Origin of the sequence: Oceanospirillum sp. (assembly GCF_048265165.1) — a bacterium.
Classification (GTDB): Bacteria; Pseudomonadota; Gammaproteobacteria; order Pseudomonadales; family Halomonadaceae; genus Oceanospirillum.
Genome location: NZ_JBLXCD010000003.1, coordinates 283,925 through 305,481, shown reverse-complemented (window position 1 = coordinate 305,481; position 21,557 = coordinate 283,925). Strand labels below are relative to the sequence as shown.

The following is a 21,557-nucleotide window of genomic DNA, read 5'->3' as shown; positions in this document are numbered from 1 at the left end:
TTTTACCACTGATCTGGGGTTAAAACAGTATTACGTGGTTCTGTGCTCGGGTTGGGGTAGTCCAGAGTGTAATGCAGGCCTCTGCTTTCTTTGCGCATCAGGGCTGAGCGGATGATCAGGTCTGCAACTACTGAAAGGTTGCGCAGTTCGATTAGGTCACCTGAGATCTTATAGTTTGAGTAATACTCAGAGATCTCGTTATTCAGCATATCAATCCGGTGCTTGGCACGCTGCAAGCGCTTATTGGTACGTACTATACCGACGTAATCCCACATAAAGCGCCGAAGTTCATCCCAGTTATGGGCGATGACGACATCTTCGTCAGAGTCTGTGACCTGGCTTTCATCCCAATGGGGCACATAGGGAGGTTCCGGCACACAGTGAAGCTTGCTGAGGATATCCTTTGCTGCAGACTCTGCGTAAACCAGACACTCCAACAAAGAGTTACTGGCCATTCGATTGGCCCCATGCAGGCCTGTAAAGCTGGCTTCGCCAATGGCATAAAGATTTGGTGTATCGGTATGACCTTTGGTGTCGACTACGATGCCTCCGCAGGTGTAGTGTGCGGCCGGGACGACAGGAATCGGGTCTTTTGTAATATCGATGCCATACTCCAGGCAACGTTCATAAACCGTTGGAAAATGGTTTTTGATGAAGGCTGCTGGTTTATGACTGATATCCAGATAAACGCAGTCACTGCCCAGTCGTTTCATTTCGTGATCGATAGCGCGGGCCACCACATCCCGGGGTGCCAGTTCTTTACGCTCGTCAAAATGGTGCATGAAGCGCTGCCCATCAGGTAGCAGAAGGTGTGCGCCTTCACCCCTTAAAGCCTCGGTAATCAGAAAAGACTTTGCCTGCGGATGGTAAAGGCATGTCGGGTGAAATTGATTGAACTCCATATTGGCCACGCGGCAGCCTGCCCGCCAGGCCATGGCGATACCGTCACCTGACGCACCGTCAGGGTTGCTGGTATAGAGATAAACTTTGCTGGCACCGCCGGTTGCCAGAATAACAAAGCGGGCTTTGAAGACATCGACATGTTCTGTATCGCAGTTGAGCACATAAGCGCCAACGCAACCGTGACCTTCGGCGTCCAGCTTCCGACGGGTGATCAGATCTACGGCCATGCGACGAGTATAGATATCAATTCCCGGTTTGCGCAGTGCCTGGGCAATCAGGGTGTCAGATACAGCCCGCCCTGTTGCATCCGCAGCGTGGATAATCCGGCGATGGCTGTGCCCGCCTTCACGGGTCAGATGGTAAGGTTGGTCGCTGTTGGTTTCATCGTTAGGGGTGAAAGGCACACCCTGTCTGATCAGCCAGTCGATACTTTTTTTACTGTTTTGTACGGTAAAGCGGACGGCCTCTTCTTCGCACAGGTCTGCCCCTGCCACCAGAGTATCCTGTACATGGGACTCAACACTGTCTTCTGTATCCAGTACCGCCGCTATGCCACCCTGCGCCCAGCGGGTTGAGCCATCATCCAGGGTACTCTTGCTTAAGACCGCAACAGAGCAGTGATCGCCCAGTTGCAGAGCTAAAGATAAACCGGCAGCGCCACTACCGATGATAAGAACATCATGCTGCAAAACCTGACTCATCAATTTTTTTCCGATGCACAAAAAAATAAATATTCCTGCTGTTACAAGATGAACCTTTAGGACAGGCTCCGGTCATAATGGCAAGACAACTTAGAGCAACTGATGTTAGAGAAATTTCTTTCATCAGACAAACTTACGTTTGATTTCACTATTTTTGGATATCGTCGTGAATGTGTTTGGCCTGCACAATTTAGAGCAGGTAACCCTAAGTCGATACGGCTGTTGGTATAACCGGTAATAATGTCGTTGTCTGACGCCTGGAAATGGCAGAAAGACGTAAACCGGAATAACAGCACTGACTAACGCTTGCCGGCATAGCATAATAATCATGAAGTATGGCAGGCCATAATGAGTCATAGTGTTCATAAAGAAACACCTTATTGCTTTGCGTGGGTGGTATTAATGCCTGGCGCATTGAGGTTGAGAGATGACGAAGGAAACGGATCAGCAGCTGGTAGCGCGGGTTCAGGCGGGTGATAAACGAGCGTTTGATCTTCTGGTGCGCAAGTATCAGCATAAGATCGCTGCGTTGGTCAGTCGATATATAAAGGACTCCCATGAAGTTCTTGATGTTACCCAGGAAGCCTTTATAAAAGCTTACCGGGCGATTGGGAATTTTCGTTCAGAGAGTGCTTTTTATACCTGGCTTTACCGTATCGCTATCAATACTGCAAAGAACTATTTGGTATCCCGCGGCCGAAGGCCTCCCGGAACAGATATCGATTATGGTGATGCTGAAGTACTGAATAACGACGGCCGCCTGAACGATAACGCGTCTCCGGATAAGCGTCTGGAGCGGGATGAACTGGAAACAACGGTATACAAAGCGATAAACAACTTACCTGATGAGTTGCGTACCGCTATTACGCTACGGGAAATGGATGGCATGAGTTATGAAGACATTGCTCAGGTTATGCAGTGCCCGGTGGGGACAGTACGCTCTCGTATCTTTCGGGCCCGTGAGGCTGTGGATCGTGAGATTAAACGTCTGTTTGAGCCTGAGCTGGCGGCTCAGTAATTTTTCACCCTGGTACGTCAGGGTAAGTAAGAACCGAGGTTAGCTATGAGTGATAATATTCACCAGTCGCTTTCACATCTGATGGACAATGAAGCGGACGAGTTAGAGTTGCGCCGTATTCTTAAAGCCTGCGATGAGCAGGATGGCGAATACCTGGCCGATACCTGGCATCGTTATCACCTGGTTCGCAGTGTTCTGCATCAAGAGTTTGAACAGGAGCAGTTGGTTGATATTGCTGACCGGATCTCTGTTGCCCTTGAGCAGGAACCTGAACCGGCTCGTCGCAAAAAGTTATTTGAGAGTTGGCGACAACGGGCTTCTCAGATATCGGATACCTGGATGGCGAAAGGTGCTATTGCGGCTTCTGTTGCTGCGGCAGTCGTCCTGTTGATGCCAAACCCTCAACAGGAGTTACCTATTGCCCAGCAACTGGCTTCTCAGTCTGCAGGCTACCAGCAAACCCTGCCTTCCCGTGGGTTGCAGCAGAGTCCGATTGGGGTTCAGCGGGTGAGTGCTGGGGCAGAAACTGCCCGGGTTCCTTATCTGTTGGTTGATAACCAAAAGTTGCGTCAGGAACGACTGATTAGAGGGTATCTGATGCAACACTCTGAATATGTTGCCACTAATGGTACGCACGGCATGATGCCCATTGTGCGTGTTTCCGGTTATCAGGCTGCAGGTCAATAAGTGATTAGAGCTCTGGGGGCACCTCTGGTGTGCCGCCGTTGACTCAGACAGGTAGTAATTAATGATCAGAAAATTTATTTCCGCGATAGGTTTGTTCGGTGTGCTTTTTATTTCGCAGGCTACTAAGGCTGCGGATAGTGCCGATCAGTGGTTACAGCGCTTTTCTGAAGCGATGCACAACTATGAATACAGCGGTGTACTCGTATATTCACGGGAAGGGCAGCTGGATGCGGTCGAATTAAGTCATGATGTTAATGATCAGGGTGAACAGGCCAGGCTGAGTTACCTGGATGGCCTGCCACGGGAGTTTCTGCAGCAGGGTGATCGTATTACCCGGAAAATTTCCGGTGAAGTCGTCACCAGTGATCTGATCCAAGGGCGAAACCCTTCCGGGCGATTGTCTGGCGGGCTTGAGAAGATTAAGCAGTTTTATCAGTTACAGTTGAAAGGACAAGGGCGTGTTGTTGGTCGTCCGGCTGTTATTGTAGAAATTGTTCCCCGTGACAATCAGCGTTTGGGTTACAGGCTTTGGTTGGACAAGGAATCTGCGCTCTTGTTGAAATCGGTTACGCTTGACCCGTTAGCGCGTGCTTTGGAGACCTTTCAGTTTACCTCTTTTTCCTTTACGGCTAAAAATGAGCAGACTGGTGTTAATTCAGATGAAGCTCCTTTGAGCGTTGCTCAGAATATTTTACCCTGGCTTCCTGAGGGCTTTGAGCTGTTTATGCAAAAACAGGCCGTGATGGTGTCTGAAGACCACCTGGCTAATATGTATTCCTGGTCAGATGGTGTGAGTACTTTTTCTGTTTTTGTTGAGCCGTTAAGAGCTGATTCTCTCAAGGAAGGACATCATCAGTATGGCGCTACGGTTGTCGTCATTCGAAGTATACATGAACAGAATCAGGGACGGGTCATTACGGTTGTGGGTGAAATACCTTTGCATACCGCACAGAAAATTGCAGCGGCCTTCTGAGTCTGTTGCTCTTTTCAACTTTGAGCCATGGATGGATCGTTTAAACTTGGCTGATGTTCACCGTCACCCTAAGAGAAAGGTTCTGCCATGCTGGAAGAGCAAGCGATTGTTGTCGATGTTTCAGTTGGAGAGGTTTGGGTTGAAACCTGCCGGCAAACAGCTTGTCAGAGTTGTTCTGCCAAAAGTAGTTGCGGTCACTCGCTGCTGAGTAAGATCAGTAGTGGCAAGACCCAAAGATTACAGGTTCAAACGAACCAAAAGTTTCAGGTTGGGGACCAGGTTATTCTTGGTCTGGGGGAGGGGGCGTTCATCCGCGGCTCAGCCCTTGTTTATCTGCTGCCTTTGTTAACCCTGATGGCTGGGGCTCTGATTGGTGAGCAGTTTTTTGGACAAGACTCTGCCATGAGTTTTGCTCTGTCCGGTGCCGGCCTTCTGTTTGGGTTTGTCTATGTGCGCTGGTACAGCTTGCGGCACAGGCAGGACTCACAATATCAACCTGTGGTATTGCGAAAACAGTCTTCTGCTGGCGATATCCCTTTGGTGAATCACTAGATATGCGCTATCACAAAGTTGTTGCCATTAACTTGATTCACAGTAGTACCCCATATCAATATATCTGATAACTGTGTATATGGAACGTGACTGTATATGCGGATAGTTAAGGCGCTACAGGTTTTATTCCAGAGTTAGCCGGTACTATCCTTATATTCAGGTGCCTCCATTCAGGAGAGTTTGATGAAAAAAATAAACCGAATTGTTGTATTTCTGAGTCTGGCTGTGGGCTGCCTGTTACTAGCCGGAAGAGTTTATGCCTATAATTTGCCGGATTTTAGTGAGCTGGTTGAAGAGGCTGCTCCGGCAGTTGTGAATATCAGTACTGTAAAAAATAGCTCTGGAAATCATCCGCCAATTGCGGGTATGGATCAGGAAAATCTTCCTGAGATATTTCGTCATTTCTTTGGCCGTCGCGGCACGCCTCAGGAGCAACCTCAGCAGTCCTTAGGTTCAGGTTTTATTATCTCTGATGATGGTTATATTTTAACGAATAACCACGTTGTTGAAGGGGCTGATAAAATTATTGTTCGTTTATCTGATCGCCGTGAGATGGAAGCAACCGTTATAGGCCTAGATAAACGGACTGATCTAGCTCTTCTGAAAATCGATGGCAACTCGCTGCCTGTTGTTGAGTTAGGAGATTCTGCATCGTTGAAGGCTGGTGAGTGGGTGCTTGCTATTGGTTCTCCCTTTGGCTTTGATCATTCCGTAACGGCCGGCATTATCAGTGCGGTAAATCGCTCCTTGCCAAATGAAAACTATGTGCCTTTTATCCAGACAGATGTTGCTATTAACCCAGGTAACTCGGGTGGCCCTCTGTTTAATCTGGACGGTGAGGTTGTTGGTATCAACTCCCAGATTTATACCCGCTCCGGTGGCTTTATGGGGCTTTCTTTTGCTATCCCGATTGATGTGGCAATGAATGTTGCTGATCAGTTGAAAGAGAAGGGACGTGTTGCCCGAGGTTGGTTGGGCGTTGTCATTCAGGAAGTAAATCGTGATTTGGCAGAGTCATTCGGACTGAGAAAGCCTATGGGGGCTTTGGTTGTTCAGGTTGCATCGGATGGCCCGGCTGGTAAAGGTGGTATTCAGGAGGGGGATATTATCCTGGAGTTTGAAGGACAGGAGATTCATCGCTCCGGTGAACTGCCTCCTTTAGTCGGTCAGGTGCGCCCCGGTGATAAAGCCCAGATTCTGGTGTTACGTTCCGGTGCGCGCAAAATACTGAATATTGAGATTGAGGAGTTACCGGATCAGCGTGGAGCGCGCCGAACCCAGCAGGAACAGCCTGCCGATCGTATTGGGCTGAAAGTCACTGAGTTGACGTCAGAACAGAAACAGCGCTGGAGTGTTGAACAAGGTGTTGTCATTGTGTCTATAGAGGCCGGTAGTGCTGCTCGTTCAGGTTTACGTGAAGGCGATGTTATCACCATGGTTGGCAGTCGCCAGATCAACAGTGTTGGTGACTACAGCAAAGCTATCGGGCTACTGAAAAAAGGCCAGTCCGTTCCGGTTAGAGTTGTACGCCAGGGCGAGCCTGCTTTTGTTCCACTGAAAATTGAGTGACCACCGGAGATAATAAAGCAGAATCTCTCTCTTTTAATTGCTCTCTGCTGTATTGGTGATGATATATCGCTGATATGGCAGGAAGGAATCTTTATTAAATCTGGCGACGGCCTGGGTAATGGGCATGGCGTCTGGATAGGGAATCATGTAGACTCTTGGGCTAATTTTTTCTGGGGCTTTTTTGTGCATTATTCGGGCTTGGGCTGTTCATGTCTTGGGCCGATCCGTAGCCCTGACAGATATATATAGATACATTCATATTCGTCAGCAGATGACCTTTCTTTGGTGAAAATATACTGTGAGTCGCTTAAGTCACATCCGTAACTTCTCTATTATCGCCCATATTGATCATGGTAAATCCACCTTGGCTGACCGCTTTATTCAGAACTGTGAAGGTCTGAGTGAGCGGGAGATGGCTGCCCAGGTTCTGGACTCCATGGACATTGAGCGTGAGCGCGGTATTACTATTAAAGCGCAGAGTGTAACTCTTAACTACACCGCTAAAGATGGCAATACTTACCAGTTGAACTTTATTGATACACCCGGGCATGTGGATTTCTCCTATGAGGTTTCCCGCTCCCTTGCTGCTTGTGAAGGTGCTCTGCTGGTTGTTGATGCGGCGCAGGGGGTTGAGGCTCAGTCTGTAGCAAACTGCTACACGGCCATTGAACAGGAACTGGAAGTGGTTCCTGTGCTGAATAAAATGGACCTGCCTCAGGCTGAACCCGACCGTGTCGCTCAGGAGATCGAAGATATTATCGGAATTGACGCCACTGAGGCTGTACGCTGCAGTGCTAAATCCGGTCTGGGTATTGATGATGTACTGGAAGATCTGGTTGCCCGTATCCCTGCCCCTGAAGGTGACCCGGATGGTGATTTGCAGGCTTTGATTATAGACTCCTGGTTCGATAATTATCTGGGGGTTGTCTCCCTGATCCGTGTCATGGAAGGTACGGTTCGTAAAGGTGATAAAATTATTCTCAAGTCCACCGGTAAGGCTTGGGGGGTTGATGCTGTTGGCATCTTTACACCGAAGCGTACGCCTACCGGTATTCTGAAAGCAGGCGAAGTAGGTTACTTGGTTGCCGGCATTAAAGATATTCATGGTGCACCTGTAGGTGACACGATTACGTCCGCTAAAACTCCGGATGTAGCCATGCTGCCGGGTTTCCAAAAAGTTAAACCTCAGGTTTATGCTGGTCTTTTCCCGGTAAGCTCAGATGATTACGAAGATTTCCGGGATGCGTTGGAAAAGCTGACCCTCAATGATGCCTCCCTGTTCTTTGAACCAGAAAACAGTGAAGCTCTTGGCTTTGGTTTCCGCTGCGGCTTCCTGGGTATGCTGCATATGGAAATTATCCAGGAGCGTCTGGAGCGTGAATATGATCTTGATCTGATTACGACAGCTCCGACAGTAATTTTCGAAGTAATGTTGAAGAACGGCGATGTCATCAGCGTTGACAGTCCATCGAAGCTACCTGATCCAGCGGGTATCGAAGAGATGCGTGAGCCGATTGCCCGGGTTAATATTCTGGTGCCGCAGGATATGCTTGGGGGTGTCATTTCTCTTTGTGTTGAGAAACGCGGTGTTCAGATTGATATGCAATTTCTGGGTAAGCAGGTTCAGCTGGTTTATGATATCCCGCTGAATGAAGTTGTACTGGATTTCTTTGATCGGCTTAAATCTGTGAGTCGCGGGTTTGCTTCTCTTGATTATAGTTTTGATCGTTTTCAGGCAGCAGACCTTGCCCGTTTGGATATTTTGATTAACGGCGATAAAGTTGATGCGCTGGCCTGTATTGTGCATAAAGAACATATTCGTAGCCGGGGCATGGCTCTGACCGAAAAAATGAAAGAGATTATCCCGCGTCAGATGTTTGATGTGGCGATCCAGGCTGCGATGGGGAATCAGGTTGTTGCCCGCCAGACCGTAAAAGCATTACGTAAGAATGTCACTGCCAAATGTTATGGTGGCGATGTTAGTCGTAAGAAGAAGCTGCTGCAGAAGCAGAAAGAAGGTAAAAAACGGATGAAACAGGTCGGGCGTGTGGAGATTCCACAGGATGCCTTCCTTGCGGTTCTTAAAGTGGATAATTAAATATGGATTTTGATTTTGCATTAGTGCTGGTCATAGCGGTTGCCGTAACAGGTGTCGGTTATGCTGCCGATGCTCTCTTCTTCGCTAAGAAGCGCCAACGTGCTGTCAGCGCTTTTCTGAATCAGCCTCAACGCTCTGCGATGGATGTTGAGGTGACTAAGCAGTTGGAAAAAGAGCCTTTATGGGTTGAATACTCACGATCTTTTTTTCCTGTGCTGTTTCTGGTTCTGATCGTTCGGTCTTTCGTGGTCGAACCCTTTCAGATCCCCAGCGGCTCAATGTTACCAACACTTAAAATTGGTGACTTTATTCTGGTAAACAAATTCGCCTATGGCTTGCGCCTGCCTGTCAGCAATAATCTTGTTGTGGAGATTGATGATCCGGAGCGCGGTGATGTGATGGTGTTCCGCTATCCTAAAGACGATAAGGTTAATTACATCAAGCGAGTGATTGGCCTGCCGGGTGATCGTTTACGTTACGAGAATAAAGTTCTTTATATCAATGGCGAGCCTGCTGCTCAGACGTTCGTAGCGGCATTACCCGCTGGTAACCCGAACCGTAAACTTCTGCGTGAATCACTCGGTGATGTTGAACACGAAATTTACAACAGTTTACAACCTGGTCAAAACATGCGAGAGGTAGTTGTACCGGAGGGTCACTACTTTGTTATGGGTGACAACCGGGATCACAGTAATGACAGCCGTTACTGGGGTTTTGTGCCTGAGAGCCATATTGTTGGCAAGGCTTTTGCGGTCTGGATGCATTGGGAAGGCTGGTCAAGTCTGCCCAGCTTTTCCAGTGTTCGGGTAATACAGTAATAATTTAACGACCGGCCAACTGGGCCGGTTTGCCTTTTCTGATGACGGAAAAAAACGAGTTAGAGTTGAAAGCAAATCTGAATGAACTCAGTAAAAAACTGGGCTATACCTTTACCGATATTAACCAGCTGAAGCTGGCGCTTACTCACCGTAGTTTTGGTGGTAGTAATAATGAGCGTCTGGAGTTTCTGGGTGATTCTATCGTCAATTTTGTCATCGCCGAAGCGTTGTATCATCGTTTTACCGAAGCCCGTGAAGGGCAGTTGAGCCGATTACGGGCCCGATTGGTTAAGGGGCTGACGCTGGCAGAAGTTGCCCGTGAATTTGATCTGGGTGACTACCTGCAGCTGGGCTCAGGAGAGCTGAAAAGTGGTGGCTACCGACGGGATTCGATTCTGGCCGACGCGATGGAGGCTGTCATAGGTGCGATTTATATTGATGCCGGAATGGATACGGTTCGCGAACGTATTCTGGACTGGTACAAAGAGCGCCTGATGAAGCTGAATCTTAATGATACCCAGAAAGACCCCAAAACACTGCTTCAGGAATTCCTGCAGTCCCGCCAACAGAATCTGCCTAAATATGAAGTGATTTCTGTTGAGGGTGAAGCCCATGATCAGACTTTTACTGTTGAGTGCCATGTGGTTCTTTTGCAAGAGAAGACGATAGGGATTGGCAGCAGTCGCCGTAATGCAGAGCAGCAGGCGGCAAAGAATGCCCTGACAGAGCTTGAATCCAAAAAGCAGTCTGCAAAATTGTCGGATAGCAAAAAATGAGTGTGCCTATGAGTGATCAGACCAGTCATTGTGGCTTTGTGGCTATTGTTGGCCGCCCGAATGTGGGCAAGTCTACCCTGATGAATCATATATTAGGCCAGAAGCTAAGTATTACTTCCCGTCGCCCTCAGACTACTCGCCATCAGGTTGTCGGTATTAAAACCGAAGATGATGTACAGGTGGTCTATGTAGATACACCCGGGATGCATAAGCTTGAAAAAGATCGTAACAAAGCGATTAACCGCTATATGAATCAAGCGGCAAGTAGTGCCCTGAAGGATGTTGATCTTGTCATCTTCATTATCGACCGCATGCGTTGGACAGAGGAAGACGAAGTTGTTCTTCAGAAACTCGAAGGCCTGAAGTGTCCTGTGGTTTTGGCGATTAACAAAATGGATCGGCTGGAAGACAAAGAAGCGCTTCTGCCTTATCTTGAAGAAGTCGCGCAAAAGTATACATTTGATGCCATTATCCCGATTTCAGCTCAGCACGGCCACAACCTGTCGCAATTAGAGACACTGGTACGAGGCTATATGCCGGAGTCTTTTCATTACTACCCGGAAGACCAGGTGACTGATCGTTCTGAGCGGTTTCTTGCTTCAGAGTTGGTGCGAGAGAAAATTATGCGCCAGCTGGGGGATGAGCTGCCTTATCAGGCTACTGTTGAGATTGAAGAGTTCAGTGAAGATGATGGCATGCTCTTTATCGGAGCGCTTATTCTGGTAGAGCGCTCTGGCCAGAAGCGTATCATTATTGGTGAGAAAGGTACCCGCATTAAACAGATTGGTCAGGAAGCTCGCATAGATATGGAGCGTGCTTTTGGTGCTAAAGTCATGCTAAACCTTTGGGTTAAGGTGAAAGGTGGTTGGTCCGATGATGAGCGTGCTCTGAAGAGTTTGGGCTACACCGACCTTTGATCTGAGACCTCTGACTTCCAGTCTGATGGAGTAACACCTGTGATCACCAGTGTTCACTGCCAGCCAGCGTATGTTCTTCATAGCCGCCCTTACAAGGAGACCAGTGCTCTGGTCTCTTTGCTGACCCTGGATTATGGCCGGATAGACGGCGTTGCCCGAGGGGTTCGGCAGAAAAAAAGCCGCAATCGCGCCCTATTACAGCCATTACAGCCTCTGCAGCTTTCATGGCGTGGGAGTAGCAGTCTTAAGACTCTTTTTGACATTGAACCCTGTGGTCAGCTTCCTTTACTTGGGGGGAGAGCACTGAGCTGCATTTTGTATGCTAATGAATTGCTGAATCGTTTGCTGTTACCACAGGAAGCAGTACCGGAAACCTTCCGGGAATATGCTTTGATGATTGCCCAGTTGCAACAGCCCGGTCAGCTGGAACCATCTTTGAGAAGTTTTGAGTGGCAATTGCTGGAAACACTTGGTTATCCTCTGGTTTTTTCTGATTATCAGGGCGGGCGGCTTAAACCGGACCAGCAGTATATTTATCATTGGCAGTCAGGCTTTCATCCTGTAGATCAGGGAGGCTTTGCCGGTGATGTTTTGCAAGCTTTAAGTGAGCAAAACTGGTCGTCAGCAGATGCTCTGAAGGTTGCCAAAAAACTCAGCCGAATTGCGCTTCAGCCCCTTATTGGTGATAAACCACTGCTTTCCCGCCAACTTTTTCAGCCCGGCATTGCGAATTAAACTCTATACAACCACACTTTCCTGCTTTTGTAGATTCAGGTAAGTAGTGAATCAATCTTTAGTTTTTTTCGTAGATATATAAAGTGGTGTGCCAGCCTTGTTAGGCTAACCCAGTCTTAATTGTTTCATAGCCTGTGTATAGGGCTAAATTTAGGAGTCATCATGGCTATAGGTGTTTCAGTATCCGTTCCGCGTTTACAACTGGGTGTTAATATCGATCACATTGCCACTCTGCGTCAGGCTCGTGGCACCCGCTATCCCGATCCGGTTCAGGCGGCTATTTTGTCTGAAGAGGCTGGCGCTGATGGCATTACTCTTCACTTACGGGAAGATCGTCGCCATATTCAGGAACGGGATGTTCGTCTGATTAAAGATGTGATGCAGACCCGTATGAATCTTGAGATGGCGGTAACTGAAGAGATGATCGCTTTTGCGGAAGAGATACGCCCGGAGCATATCTGCCTTGTACCTGAAAAACGTGAAGAGCTGACCACTGAAGGTGGTTTGGATGTAGTGGGTCAGTTTGACCGTGTGGCTGATGCCTGCAAACGTTTGGCTGCGGCGGGCTGCGAAGTGTCCTTGTTTATTGACGCTGACCCGGCTCAGATTGAAGCGGCAGCAACGATTGCCCCAGTGATAGAACTCCATACAGGTCGTTACGCTGATGCAGAAAATGCGCTGGAGCAGGCGGCGGAGCTGGATGTTATTAAACAAGGGGTAAAGCTGGGTTTGAAACAGGGGTTGGTCGTGAATGCAGGTCATGGCCTGCACTACCATAATGTGGAGCCGATTGCCGGTATTCCGGGTATCTACGAGCTGAATATTGGCCATGCGATTATCGCACGAGCCATGTTTGTGGGGCTTAAGGAAGCGGTTATTGAAATGAAGCGCATTATTCTGGCGGCTCAGCCTAAGTAGAGTTGCGGGTATGATTTTGGGAATCGGCACAGATCTGGCTGTCATAGCGCGAATTGAAAATGCTATCAACCGGCATGGGGAACGTTTTGCAAAACGCATTCTGACCAAGTCGGAGCTGGAACGCTATGGCAAACATCCTCAGCAAGCAGCTTATCTGGCCAAGCGTTTTGCTGCTAAAGAAGCAACGGCAAAGGCTCTGGGAACAGGCATAGGTCCGATTAGTTGGCAAGACATGCAGGTGGACAGAGCTGAATCGGGAGCTCCCGTTATGGTGCTATCCGGTGCAGCGGCCGAGCGTATTGCCGCTCATCAGGATGTTATCTGCCATCTCTCGATCACGGATGATGGCGGCTTAGCTCAGGCTTTTGTTGTTTTGGAGTCCCGCTAGACAGAGCGGGATTACTCCCTGTAACCCATTGATAGTCCGGTCGTGTATTAATGGCTTTGCTGTAGTATCTCCTGCTCTTTTTGCCATGATTCTAACTTGTTCAGTTCTTTGTACAGCGTTCTCAGTGTTTCCTGGGCTGCTGGCATCTGGCGCATTTTAAGCTGTGTTTCCAGGGTTTCTGTGGTTAAAGCCAGACGTGGTACGCCACAGTAACGGGTTGCACCATGCAGATGATGAACAGCATTGATCATCTCTTCTATATCCTCACCGTGAAAAGCCTTATCGAGATGCTCGCGGGTGGCTGGAATATCCTGCAGTAGCATCCTGAGCATCTCTTCTGCCAGAGATGCCTTCCCCCCTGCCAGGCGAGTGCCCATCTCCATATCCACCACACTTTCCATACTGTCTTCGAGCTGTTGCTGGTTTTCAGGCAGTGGTGGCTCTGCATCAGGAGGCATAACGCTTGGGCTGAAGCCCGTCCAGTGCTTGATCAGGCTTGCCAGTTTCTCTTCGTCAATGGGTTTGGTCAGAAGGTCGTTGAGCCCTGCCGCCATGAAATTTTCTTTTTCTTCCGGCAGTGCGTGAGCGGTCAGGGCGATAATTCCCAGATCCTCATAGTAAGGGGAAAGGTTTCGGATTCGGCGGGTTGCTTCCATACCATCCATATCCGGCATCTGAATATCCATCAGAATCAGATCTGGGCGCTTTCTCAATACTTCCTCAATCGCTTTCTTGCCACTCTTTGCCTGCACCACATTCAGGCCGAACTCACTGAGGAGCGTTGATGCCAGTAGCAGGTTGGAATCATTGTCATCTACAACAAGAATTGTGGGTGAATAGGTCATGTTGCCTTGCAGGTTAAAGTCATCTTGGCGGCTATAGCTTTGTACATTGTCGAGGGTGCTTTCCTGGTGCAGGGAGATTACAGACTCGCCGGGTGGGTACGTTATGAGCCCATTTTCCGGGATCGGGTTTATCTGTTTGGCAGCAAGCGCCTGTTGCACTGGCTGGTGATGAGTAATAACCGCCTCAATGGCTGTTTTCAGCTCTTCCTGGCTAATCGGTTTCGTTTCAACATGGCTGACCCCAGCACTCATATAGCGGGTAATCAGGTCCGCATCATTACTGCCTAAAAGTACTAGTACGGGAACCTTTTCTGCCAGTTTATGTGTCAGGGCTAGGGTTGCTCTGTCTGTTGCTTCCTGGTGATTTAAGGCTAAAACCGCAAGCTGGCAGCCCGGCTGCTGCACATTAATGCCGTTTACACTGTTGTGGCTGGTAACCTGTAGCCCGAACTGACTCAACTGGTGACGCAGGGCGTTCTGATTCAGAGGATGGCTTTCCACTAAGATTGTACTCAGACTATCAAAGCAGGCCTCTGGTTCAAGGTCATAAGCCCCTCCCTGGACCTGGGTGCGTATTGTGAACCAGAAGGTGGCGCCCTTATCCAGGTCACTTTCCAGGCCAATCTCCCCGCCCATCAACTCTACAAGACGTTTACAGATCACTAGACCCAGACCTGTTCCACCGTGGAGGCGGTTTTGACTGGAGTCTGCCTGAGTGAAAGGGGTAAAGAGAGTGGACTGTTTCTCCTTCGCTATACCGATACCGTTATCACTGATTCTAAAGCGAATTAATAGCTCATTATTCGCTTCCAGCTCGGTCATAACACGGATGACAACATCGCCTTTATCGGTGAATTTCACAGCATTTCCCAGTAAATTGGTCAGCACCTGTTTTATACGCAAGGGGTCGCTGATCAGTGTTGCCGGAACATCGTCATAAACCAGTGCTACCATTTCGAGCTGTTTACGCTGTACTTCTGGAGCGAGCAGAGAGATGGTTGCGTCAACGACTTCACGGGGATTAAAGGGAATTGATTTAATTTCCATCTTCTGCGCTTCGATTTTTGAGAAGTCCAGAATATCGTTGATGATTGAAAGCAGGCTCTCTGATGCGTTTCGGATACTGTTCAGATGGGCACTTTGGTGAGGAGTCAGCGGGGTGCGGCGTAAGAGATTGCAGAAGCCAACAATGCCATTCATCGGAGTGCGAATCTCATGACTCATATTGGCGAGAAACTCAGATTTAATCCGGTTAGCCTCTTCCGCACGCTTACGGGCGAGGTCCAGTTCAATACTTTGAGTTTCCATTGTGGTCATGGTTTCTTCAAGTTCTGATGTAGCCTGTTCAATATTATCATTCAGCTCCTGGCGTTTCAGTTTGATGCTATAGGTTAGTTGATTGATATCATCTGCCAGTCTATGAAATTCAGGGCCACCGATGTGACGGGCTTCAACGGTATAATTACCGGAGCGTAACTGCTTCAGTACACCCTGAGCCTCCTGAATCGGTTCCTGGAACTGACGGCTGATCCGCAGCGCCATGAACAGAGCTGCGATCAGAAGAATCAGTACTACAGCCCAATTAAGTATGACATCGTAGATGATATTCAGGCGGATTTGGCTTAGGTGAACTTCCAGCTCCAGCCAGCCCGCAATAGCATTTGTTTTGACCTCCATATGAATAAACTGGGGCGCGGCAAGGCTGTTACTGTCCTTGTCAGGCGGTGTATCCATGATGTGGCTTTTGGCCGGTAAGGGAGAAAAAAGAGGCTGAATAATACGTAACGTACTCTCCGAATACCGGACCATCGATTCAGGCTGGAGTCTTTGCTCCGGGTCGCTGACTGGGTACATACTGGGACCGCCATGGAAAATGTTTTCCCGGTCTTTATTATGGATGGATACCGCTCGTATCTCAGGCTCCTGGCTTAGCCGGTCCATGATGCGGCGTACCTGATCACGATCATTTCTTTCCAGGGCGTAGGCCAGAGGAGTACTTAACTGACGGCTTAAAGCGCTCGCTTTTTCCATCAGGTTTTTTTCTACTAAGGCGTAGTAGTTAACAAACAGGTGGGTGCTTAAAACCAGCGCTGTGATAATTGCCGGAAAGGTCGCGATAAAGAGTATTTTGTTACGCAGAGGCCAGTTTTTCATCAGTAATCCAGATTTATCTTTACTGCAATGGCAGTTACACCAGAAAAAACACTTGTATCATAATACCCTTACAGGTGCAGTTATAAGCAAATAGCAAAGCATTATTTTGAAAAATACGGAATCTGCCCCATATAGTTTCTTTCAGACAACCTGAGAAAATGTGCCGGATATTGGTGTAGCGGTTATTCAAAAAATAAGAGCGCAGATATAAAAACCGTAATTGAAATATCTGCTTTTATTAGGTCGTTCCGGAATGTTTAGCAGGTTTATATCCTGCTAAATTAACAAAGATAGTTCCCGGCTTCTGAATCATGTGTCCGGATAAAGCTAAAATCAGAGAGAGTCTATGTCTTCCGAAAAAATGTCCCCGGATCAAGTTACTGAAAATCAGGTGCAATTTAACAATTTTCCGACCATCGAAGCCTTTGTGGGGCAAACGCCACTGGTACGTTTGCAGCGCCTGGTACGGGATAATGGGTCTGTGGTACTGGCCAAGCTGGAAGGCAATAATCCTGCTGGCTCGGTAAAGGATCGTCCCGCACTCAGCATGATCAATCTGGCGGAGGCTCGTGGTGATATCAAACCCGGTGATACCCTGATTGAGGCCACCAGTGGCAATACAGGTATTGCTCTTGCTATGGCTGCAGCGATCAAGGGTTACAATATGGTGCTGATCATGCCGGATAATATGAGTGCCGAGCGCAAAGCATCAATGGCTGCTTATGGTGCGCAGCTGATTACGGTCAGTAAAGAAGAAGGGATGGAGGCTGCCCGGGATCTTGCATTGAACATGCAGAACGAGGGTAAAGGCATTGTGCTGAATCAGTTTGGTAATATGGATAACCCGGAAGCTCACTATCGTGGTACCGGCCCTGAAATCTGGCAGCAAACCTTTGGTAAAGTGACTCATTTTGTCAGTGCGATGGGAACAACAGGGACGATTATGGGGACATCCCGCTATCTGAAAGAGCAGAACCCGGATATTCAGATTGTGGGACTTCAGCCCCGTGAGGGTGCCAGTATCCCTGGTATTCGCCGTTGGCCTGCTGAATACTTGCCGACCATCTTTGAAGAGGAGCGGGTCGATCAGGTCATTGATATTGATCAGGATCTGGCGGAGCGTACGATGAAGGCTCTGGCCAGGGAGGAGGGTATTTTTGCCGGCGTTTCCTCTGGGGGAGCCGTCGCAGGTGCGATCCGCATTGCTGACCAGAATCCAGGTTCTGTTGTTGTGGCGATTATCTGTGATCGTGGTGACCGGTATCTTTCGACGGGGGTTTTTAACAGCTGACCTGTTAGTCTGGGAGTGGTCAGGCGCTGTGACCGCTCTTCCTCTGATCTGGCTGCCAGCTTTTAAATCCGATGCTTGTTGTTCCTTGCCTCTCCTTTCATTGCAGTCATTGTTTATCTGTTATGATTGCTGCTGTTCTTCATCTTTTTTATCAGGGTTCTGCGATTTTCGTCGCAATTTGAGTGTGATTAAGCCCTCTGGCTGGACAAGCGCAGATTAGGCGTTATTATCTGCGGCCATTATGCAGTGCTGTTGCTTTATCCAGCATTTGCAGTTCTTTACTCTACTTCCCGTTGTTACCCGGCCAGATATACAGGTCAGGCTATCTCAACGCACCAGTATCTGAAGGCGTGTTTTGTGCGGATATTGTCGATAAGAAAGGGGGCTATGTGCCTGAGCTAGTGTCTGAACTCCCCATTGAACGCCTGAGTCATGATGGCCGGGGTATCGCTCGCCATAAAGGAAAAACCGTCTTTGTTGAAGGCGCTCTGGCCGGTGAGGTCGTCAGTATTCATATTACTAAAACACACCGACGGTTTGATGAAGCTGTTTGTGAAGTAGTGCACAGTCAGTCCCCAGACCGTGTCACCCCCTCTTGTGAGTATTATCAGCAATGCGGAGGTTGTGGTTTACAGCACCTCACCCTTGAACGTCAGCGTGAAGTTAAACAGAGTGCCCTGGTGGATCAGCTTGAGCGCTTTGGTAAGCTGACCGATATTCCTGTGCAGGATACTTTGGCTGATGCGCCTTGGGGGTATCGTCGTAAAGCCCGCCTGGGGGTGAAGTGGAGTCGTCAGGAGGAGCTGATCATCGGCTTTCGTGAGAAAGGCTCTTCTCATCTGGTTTCAATTCAGCACTGTGCCGTACTACATCCTGAACTGTCCGCTATAATCCCTTCTTTATACCAGCTGATTCCGGAGCTGGAATCGCGCCGGACAATCGGGCACCTTGAGCTGGCACACAGTGACGAAGGGTGTGCTTTAGTGGTGCGTCACCTGAAAGCGCTTTCCCATAAAGATCAGATGCTTTGGCTTAACTGGGCTGAAGAGCACTCGATTCAACTTTATTGGCAGAAGGACCAGGCTGATAGTCTGGTTAAAGCCTGTCTTGAGAAAGGTAAGCCGGTCATGTTAGGCGGTGATGAGCTGCCAGTGCTTAGCTATCGCCATAATGATGTCACACTTACATTCCAACCTAACGACTTTATTCAGGTTAACCCTGCTATTAACCAGCAGATGGTGAATCAGGCTTTGGAATGGCTGCAGCTGAAAGAAAGCGATGTGGTGCTAGATCTGTTTGCAGGGTTCGGCAACTTCAGTTTGCCATTGGCTAAAAAGGTGGCTTCTGTAACGGGGGTTGAGGGCGCTGAAAACCTTGTTCACCAGGCTCGTGCTAATGCGAAGCTAAATGGCATAGAAAATGCTTTTTTTGAAGCGGCTGACCTGAGTCAGGCATTCAAGGGGTTTTCATGGGCAAAGACCCGTTATAATGTTGTCCTGCTGGACCCACCCAGAACAGGTGCTCAGACAATCTGTGAACAGATAAAGTCCCTGGGGGCTAAAAAGGTGCTTTATGTTTCCTGTAACCCGTCCACATTGGCGCGGGATAGTGGCATTCTGGCGGAGCAGGGTTTCAGGCTGATTAAGGCGGGCATTATGGATATGTTTCCTCAGACTGCTCATGTTGAATCTATGGCTCTTTTTGAACGTGGCAGTAAGAAAAAGAAAAAACAGGCGTAGCAAACAGGTTATTTAGCAGAATACCGATGGTCGACTGGACGTGCTTATCGGTCTGTTTACCTCAATATAATAAAAAGGGTGCAGCTGGGTGTATGCCAGAGTGAGTACCTGATAATAAGAAACCGAATTTACAGGCGAAGACATGGTAAAAGTACGCGAAGATCAACCGTTAAACCCTGATGGCACGGTTAACATCCCTAACTGGCTGCAGCGCCTGCAGGAAGATGTCACGCTCAACTCTCCGGAGCGGGTTCGGTTAGCCTGTGAAATGGCCCGTGATGCCCAACGCAATGCCCGTAAAGAAGACAACTACTGGATCGCAAAAGGTTCCCGTTGCTACCGTACCGGCCTTGAGATGGCTGACATTCTTGGTGAGCTACAGATGGATGAAGACTCTCTGATCGCTTCTATTCTCTATCGGGCGGTTCGTGAGGGGCATATTACAACTGTGCAGGTTGAAGACGCGTTTGGTGAAATGGTTGCCAAGTTGATCAACGGCGTTACAGAAATGGCGGCGATCAGCCATATTCAACTGCCGGCAGAAGGTATTGTCTTCGGTCAGGAGAATAAAAGTCAGCTGGAAAACCTGCGCAAGATGCTGGTTGCGATGATAGACGATGTCCGCGTAGCCTTAATTAAGCTTGCAGAGCGCACCTGTGCCATTCGTGATGTAAAAAACGCTCCTCGCGATAAGCGTTTGCGGGTTGCCCGGGAGGTTTTTGAAATTTATGCACCCTTGGCTCACCGTTTAGGTATTGGTTATATCAAGTGGGAGCTGGAAGACCTTTCTTTCCGTTATCTGGAAGAGGAACAGTACAAGAGCATCGCCCGCTTGTTATCTGAGAAACGCCTGGACCGTACGGACTATATTGAAAAGGTGATTGCGCACCTGAAAGAGAAGCTGGAAGGGGAAGGTATTCGTGGGGCAGAAGTAAATGGGCGAGCGAAGCACATTTACAGCATCTGGCGCAAAATGAAGCGTAAAAATATCGATTTCTCAGAGGTGTATGATGTTCGCGCCGTACGAATTCTGGTGCCGGATGTTAAAGATTGCTATACCGCTCTGGGAATTATTCATGGCCTGTGGCACCACATTCCCCATGAGTTTGATGACTATATCGCAACGCCTAAAGAAAATGGCTATCGCTCTTTGCACACTGCAGTGGTTGGACCTGAGGGGAAAGTGCTGGAAGTTCAGATTCGTACCCTCGATATGCATGAGGAAGCCGAGCTGGGAGTCTGTGCACATTGGCTTTATAAGGGTACCGATACCAAGAAAACCAGCGACAGCTATGAAGAGAAGATTGCCTGGTTGCGCCAGGTTCTTGAATGGCATGAAGAGGTCGGGGATGCCAATGGTTTGCGTGAAGAGCTGCGTAATGATGTTGCTCCGGATCGGATCTATATTTTTACCCCGGATGGCCATGTATTGGATCTGCCCCATGATGCAACGCCAGTAGACTTCGCTTACCGGGTACATACCGAAGTAGGCCATCGTTGTCGTGGTGCTAAGGTGAATGGCCGCATTGTACCTTTGACCTATCATTTGAAAACCGGTGATCAGGTTGAAATTCTGACCTCAGAGAATACCCGGCCCAGTCGGGATTGGCTGAATCCTGCTTTGGGCTATGCGTTAACATCCCGTACCCGGGCGAAGATTCAGAGCTGGTTTAAGCTTCAGGATCGTGATCAAAATATTGTTGAAGGACGTCAGCTGCTTGAGAAAGAGTTTAAGCAGTTGGGGCTCAGTGGTCTTGATCTGCCGAAGCTGGCGCAGGCGGTTAATTATCAGACTGAAGATGATATGTACGCAGCACTAGGAGCTGGTGACTTGCGTACCGGTCAGGTGTTAAGCGTGGCCCAGAACCTGTTCGGTGAAACGGATGATGAAGAGCAGTTAGAAAAATTCCTGTTGCACCGTCGTTATCACAGCGGCCAGAAATCCGGTAGCAATGCACCGGATGACATCACGATTCATGGTGTGGGTAACCTGATGACGCAGATTGCCAAATGCTGCCATCCGGTGCCTGGTGATGACATCGTGGGTTACATTACTGTCGGTCGTGGTGTTTCAATTCACCGCCAAGATTGTGCTAATGCGTTGCAGTTGAAAACTGAAGATCCGCACCGAATGATTAATGTTGAGTGGGGAGAGCGCACCCAGCACATGTACTCTGTTGATGTGCGTATTCGGGCCTGGGATCGTTCTGGTTTGTTGCGGGACATTATGTCAGTACTGGCCAACGATAAGGTGAATGTGCTGTCGGTGAATACACTGACAGACAAAAAAGAGAACCAGGCTAATATCCTAGTAACGCTGGAAGTCGATGGTATTCAGGTGCTGGGCCGTATTCTTAACCGAATTGAGCAGTTGCCGAATATTCTTGATGTCCAGCGTTTTCAGGAAAAGAAAAAGTCAGCCTGATCTGTAGCGCAGATCTATGCTGTTTGCTGAAAATGCCCGCTTTTGCGGGC

The 21,557-nt window shown here is 48.7% G+C and carries 17 protein-coding genes; 15 read left to right on the top strand and 2 right to left on the bottom strand.

The window, feature by feature from the left end:
• Positions 1-2: 2 nt before the first annotated feature.
• Entirely contained in the window at positions 3-1,604 is a 1,602-nt protein-coding gene (gene nadB, locus ACN0R8_RS08385; RefSeq protein WP_417596630.1) for an L-aspartate oxidase, read from the bottom strand.
• Between the two features lie 427 nt (positions 1,605-2,031).
• On the opposite strand from nadB, the gene rpoE reads away from it, so the two are divergent.
• From rpoE to acpS, 12 genes are all read left to right on the top strand, one after another.
• Positions 2,032-2,622: an RNA polymerase sigma factor RpoE gene (gene rpoE / locus ACN0R8_RS08380; RefSeq protein ID WP_077242818.1), complete on the top strand. Its 591-nt coding sequence runs from the start codon at positions 2,032-2,034 to the stop codon at positions 2,620-2,622.
• Positions 2,623-2,667: 45 nt separating this feature from the next.
• Positions 2,668-3,309, top strand: a complete 642-nt coding sequence (locus ACN0R8_RS08375) for a sigma-E factor negative regulatory protein (RefSeq protein ID WP_417596628.1) — start codon at positions 2,668-2,670, stop codon at positions 3,307-3,309.
• Positions 3,310-3,370: 61 nt separating this feature from the next.
• On the top strand, positions 3,371-4,282 hold the full coding sequence (locus ACN0R8_RS08370) for a MucB/RseB C-terminal domain-containing protein (RefSeq protein WP_417596627.1): 912 nt from the start codon (positions 3,371-3,373) through the stop codon (positions 4,280-4,282).
• Between the two features lie 87 nt (positions 4,283-4,369).
• Positions 4,370-4,834 (top strand): SoxR reducing system RseC family protein, encoded by a 465-nt coding sequence (locus ACN0R8_RS08365; protein WP_417596626.1) that lies wholly within the window; start codon positions 4,370-4,372, stop codon positions 4,832-4,834.
• A 183-nt stretch (positions 4,835-5,017) separates the two neighbouring features.
• Positions 5,018-6,403: a DegQ family serine endoprotease gene (locus ACN0R8_RS08360; protein ID WP_417596625.1), complete on the top strand. Its 1,386-nt coding sequence runs from the start codon at positions 5,018-5,020 to the stop codon at positions 6,401-6,403.
• Between the two features lie 298 nt (positions 6,404-6,701).
• A complete protein-coding gene (lepA, locus tag ACN0R8_RS08355) occupies positions 6,702-8,501 on the top strand; it encodes a translation elongation factor 4 (protein WP_417596624.1) in 1,800 nt (599 codons plus the stop codon).
• A gap of 2 nt (positions 8,502-8,503) precedes the next feature.
• The gene (gene lepB, locus ACN0R8_RS08350; RefSeq protein WP_417596623.1) at positions 8,504-9,319 is read left to right on the top strand and encodes a signal peptidase I; all 816 of its coding nucleotides are present in this window, start codon (positions 8,504-8,506) and stop codon (positions 9,317-9,319) included.
• Between the two features lie 41 nt (positions 9,320-9,360).
• Positions 9,361-10,095, top strand: coding sequence for a ribonuclease III (gene rnc, locus ACN0R8_RS08345; RefSeq protein ID WP_077242811.1), 735 nt, complete (start codon positions 9,361-9,363; stop codon positions 10,093-10,095).
• Positions 10,096-10,103: 8 nt separating this feature from the next.
• Positions 10,104-11,012 carry a GTPase Era gene (gene era / locus ACN0R8_RS08340; protein WP_417596622.1) on the top strand — a complete coding sequence of 303 codons (909 nt, stop codon included), beginning with the start codon at positions 10,104-10,106 and terminating at the stop codon, positions 11,010-11,012.
• A gap of 39 nt (positions 11,013-11,051) precedes the next feature.
• Entirely contained in the window at positions 11,052-11,747 is a 696-nt protein-coding gene (gene recO / locus ACN0R8_RS08335) for a DNA repair protein RecO (RefSeq protein WP_417596621.1), read from the top strand.
• A gap of 162 nt (positions 11,748-11,909) precedes the next feature.
• On the top strand, positions 11,910-12,665 hold the full coding sequence (gene pdxJ, locus ACN0R8_RS08330; RefSeq protein WP_417596620.1) for a pyridoxine 5'-phosphate synthase: 756 nt from the start codon (positions 11,910-11,912) through the stop codon (positions 12,663-12,665).
• A 10-nt stretch (positions 12,666-12,675) separates the two neighbouring features.
• A complete protein-coding gene (acpS, locus tag ACN0R8_RS08325; protein WP_417596619.1) occupies positions 12,676-13,053 on the top strand; it encodes a holo-ACP synthase in 378 nt (125 codons plus the stop codon).
• A 47-nt stretch (positions 13,054-13,100) separates the two neighbouring features.
• Here acpS and ACN0R8_RS08320 read toward each other — a convergent pair whose 3' ends face one another.
• Entirely contained in the window at positions 13,101-16,052 is a 2,952-nt protein-coding gene (locus tag ACN0R8_RS08320; protein ID WP_417596618.1) for a response regulator, read from the bottom strand.
• A gap of 361 nt (positions 16,053-16,413) precedes the next feature.
• Here ACN0R8_RS08320 and cysM point away from each other — a divergent pair, with 361 nt between their 5' ends.
• The 3 genes from cysM (at position 16,414) to relA (ending at position 21,507) form a co-directional block, all read left to right on the top strand.
• The gene (gene cysM, locus ACN0R8_RS08315; RefSeq protein WP_417596854.1) at positions 16,414-17,343 is read left to right on the top strand and encodes a cysteine synthase CysM; all 930 of its coding nucleotides are present in this window, start codon (positions 16,414-16,416) and stop codon (positions 17,341-17,343) included.
• 389 nt (positions 17,344-17,732) lie between these two features.
• Positions 17,733-19,082 (top strand): 23S rRNA (uracil(1939)-C(5))-methyltransferase RlmD, encoded by a 1,350-nt coding sequence (rlmD, locus tag ACN0R8_RS08310; protein ID WP_417596617.1) that lies wholly within the window; start codon positions 17,733-17,735, stop codon positions 19,080-19,082.
• 142 nt (positions 19,083-19,224) lie between these two features.
• Positions 19,225-21,507, top strand: coding sequence for a GTP diphosphokinase (gene relA / locus ACN0R8_RS08305; RefSeq protein ID WP_417596616.1), 2,283 nt, complete (start codon positions 19,225-19,227; stop codon positions 21,505-21,507).
• Positions 21,508-21,557: the final 50 nt, after the last annotated feature.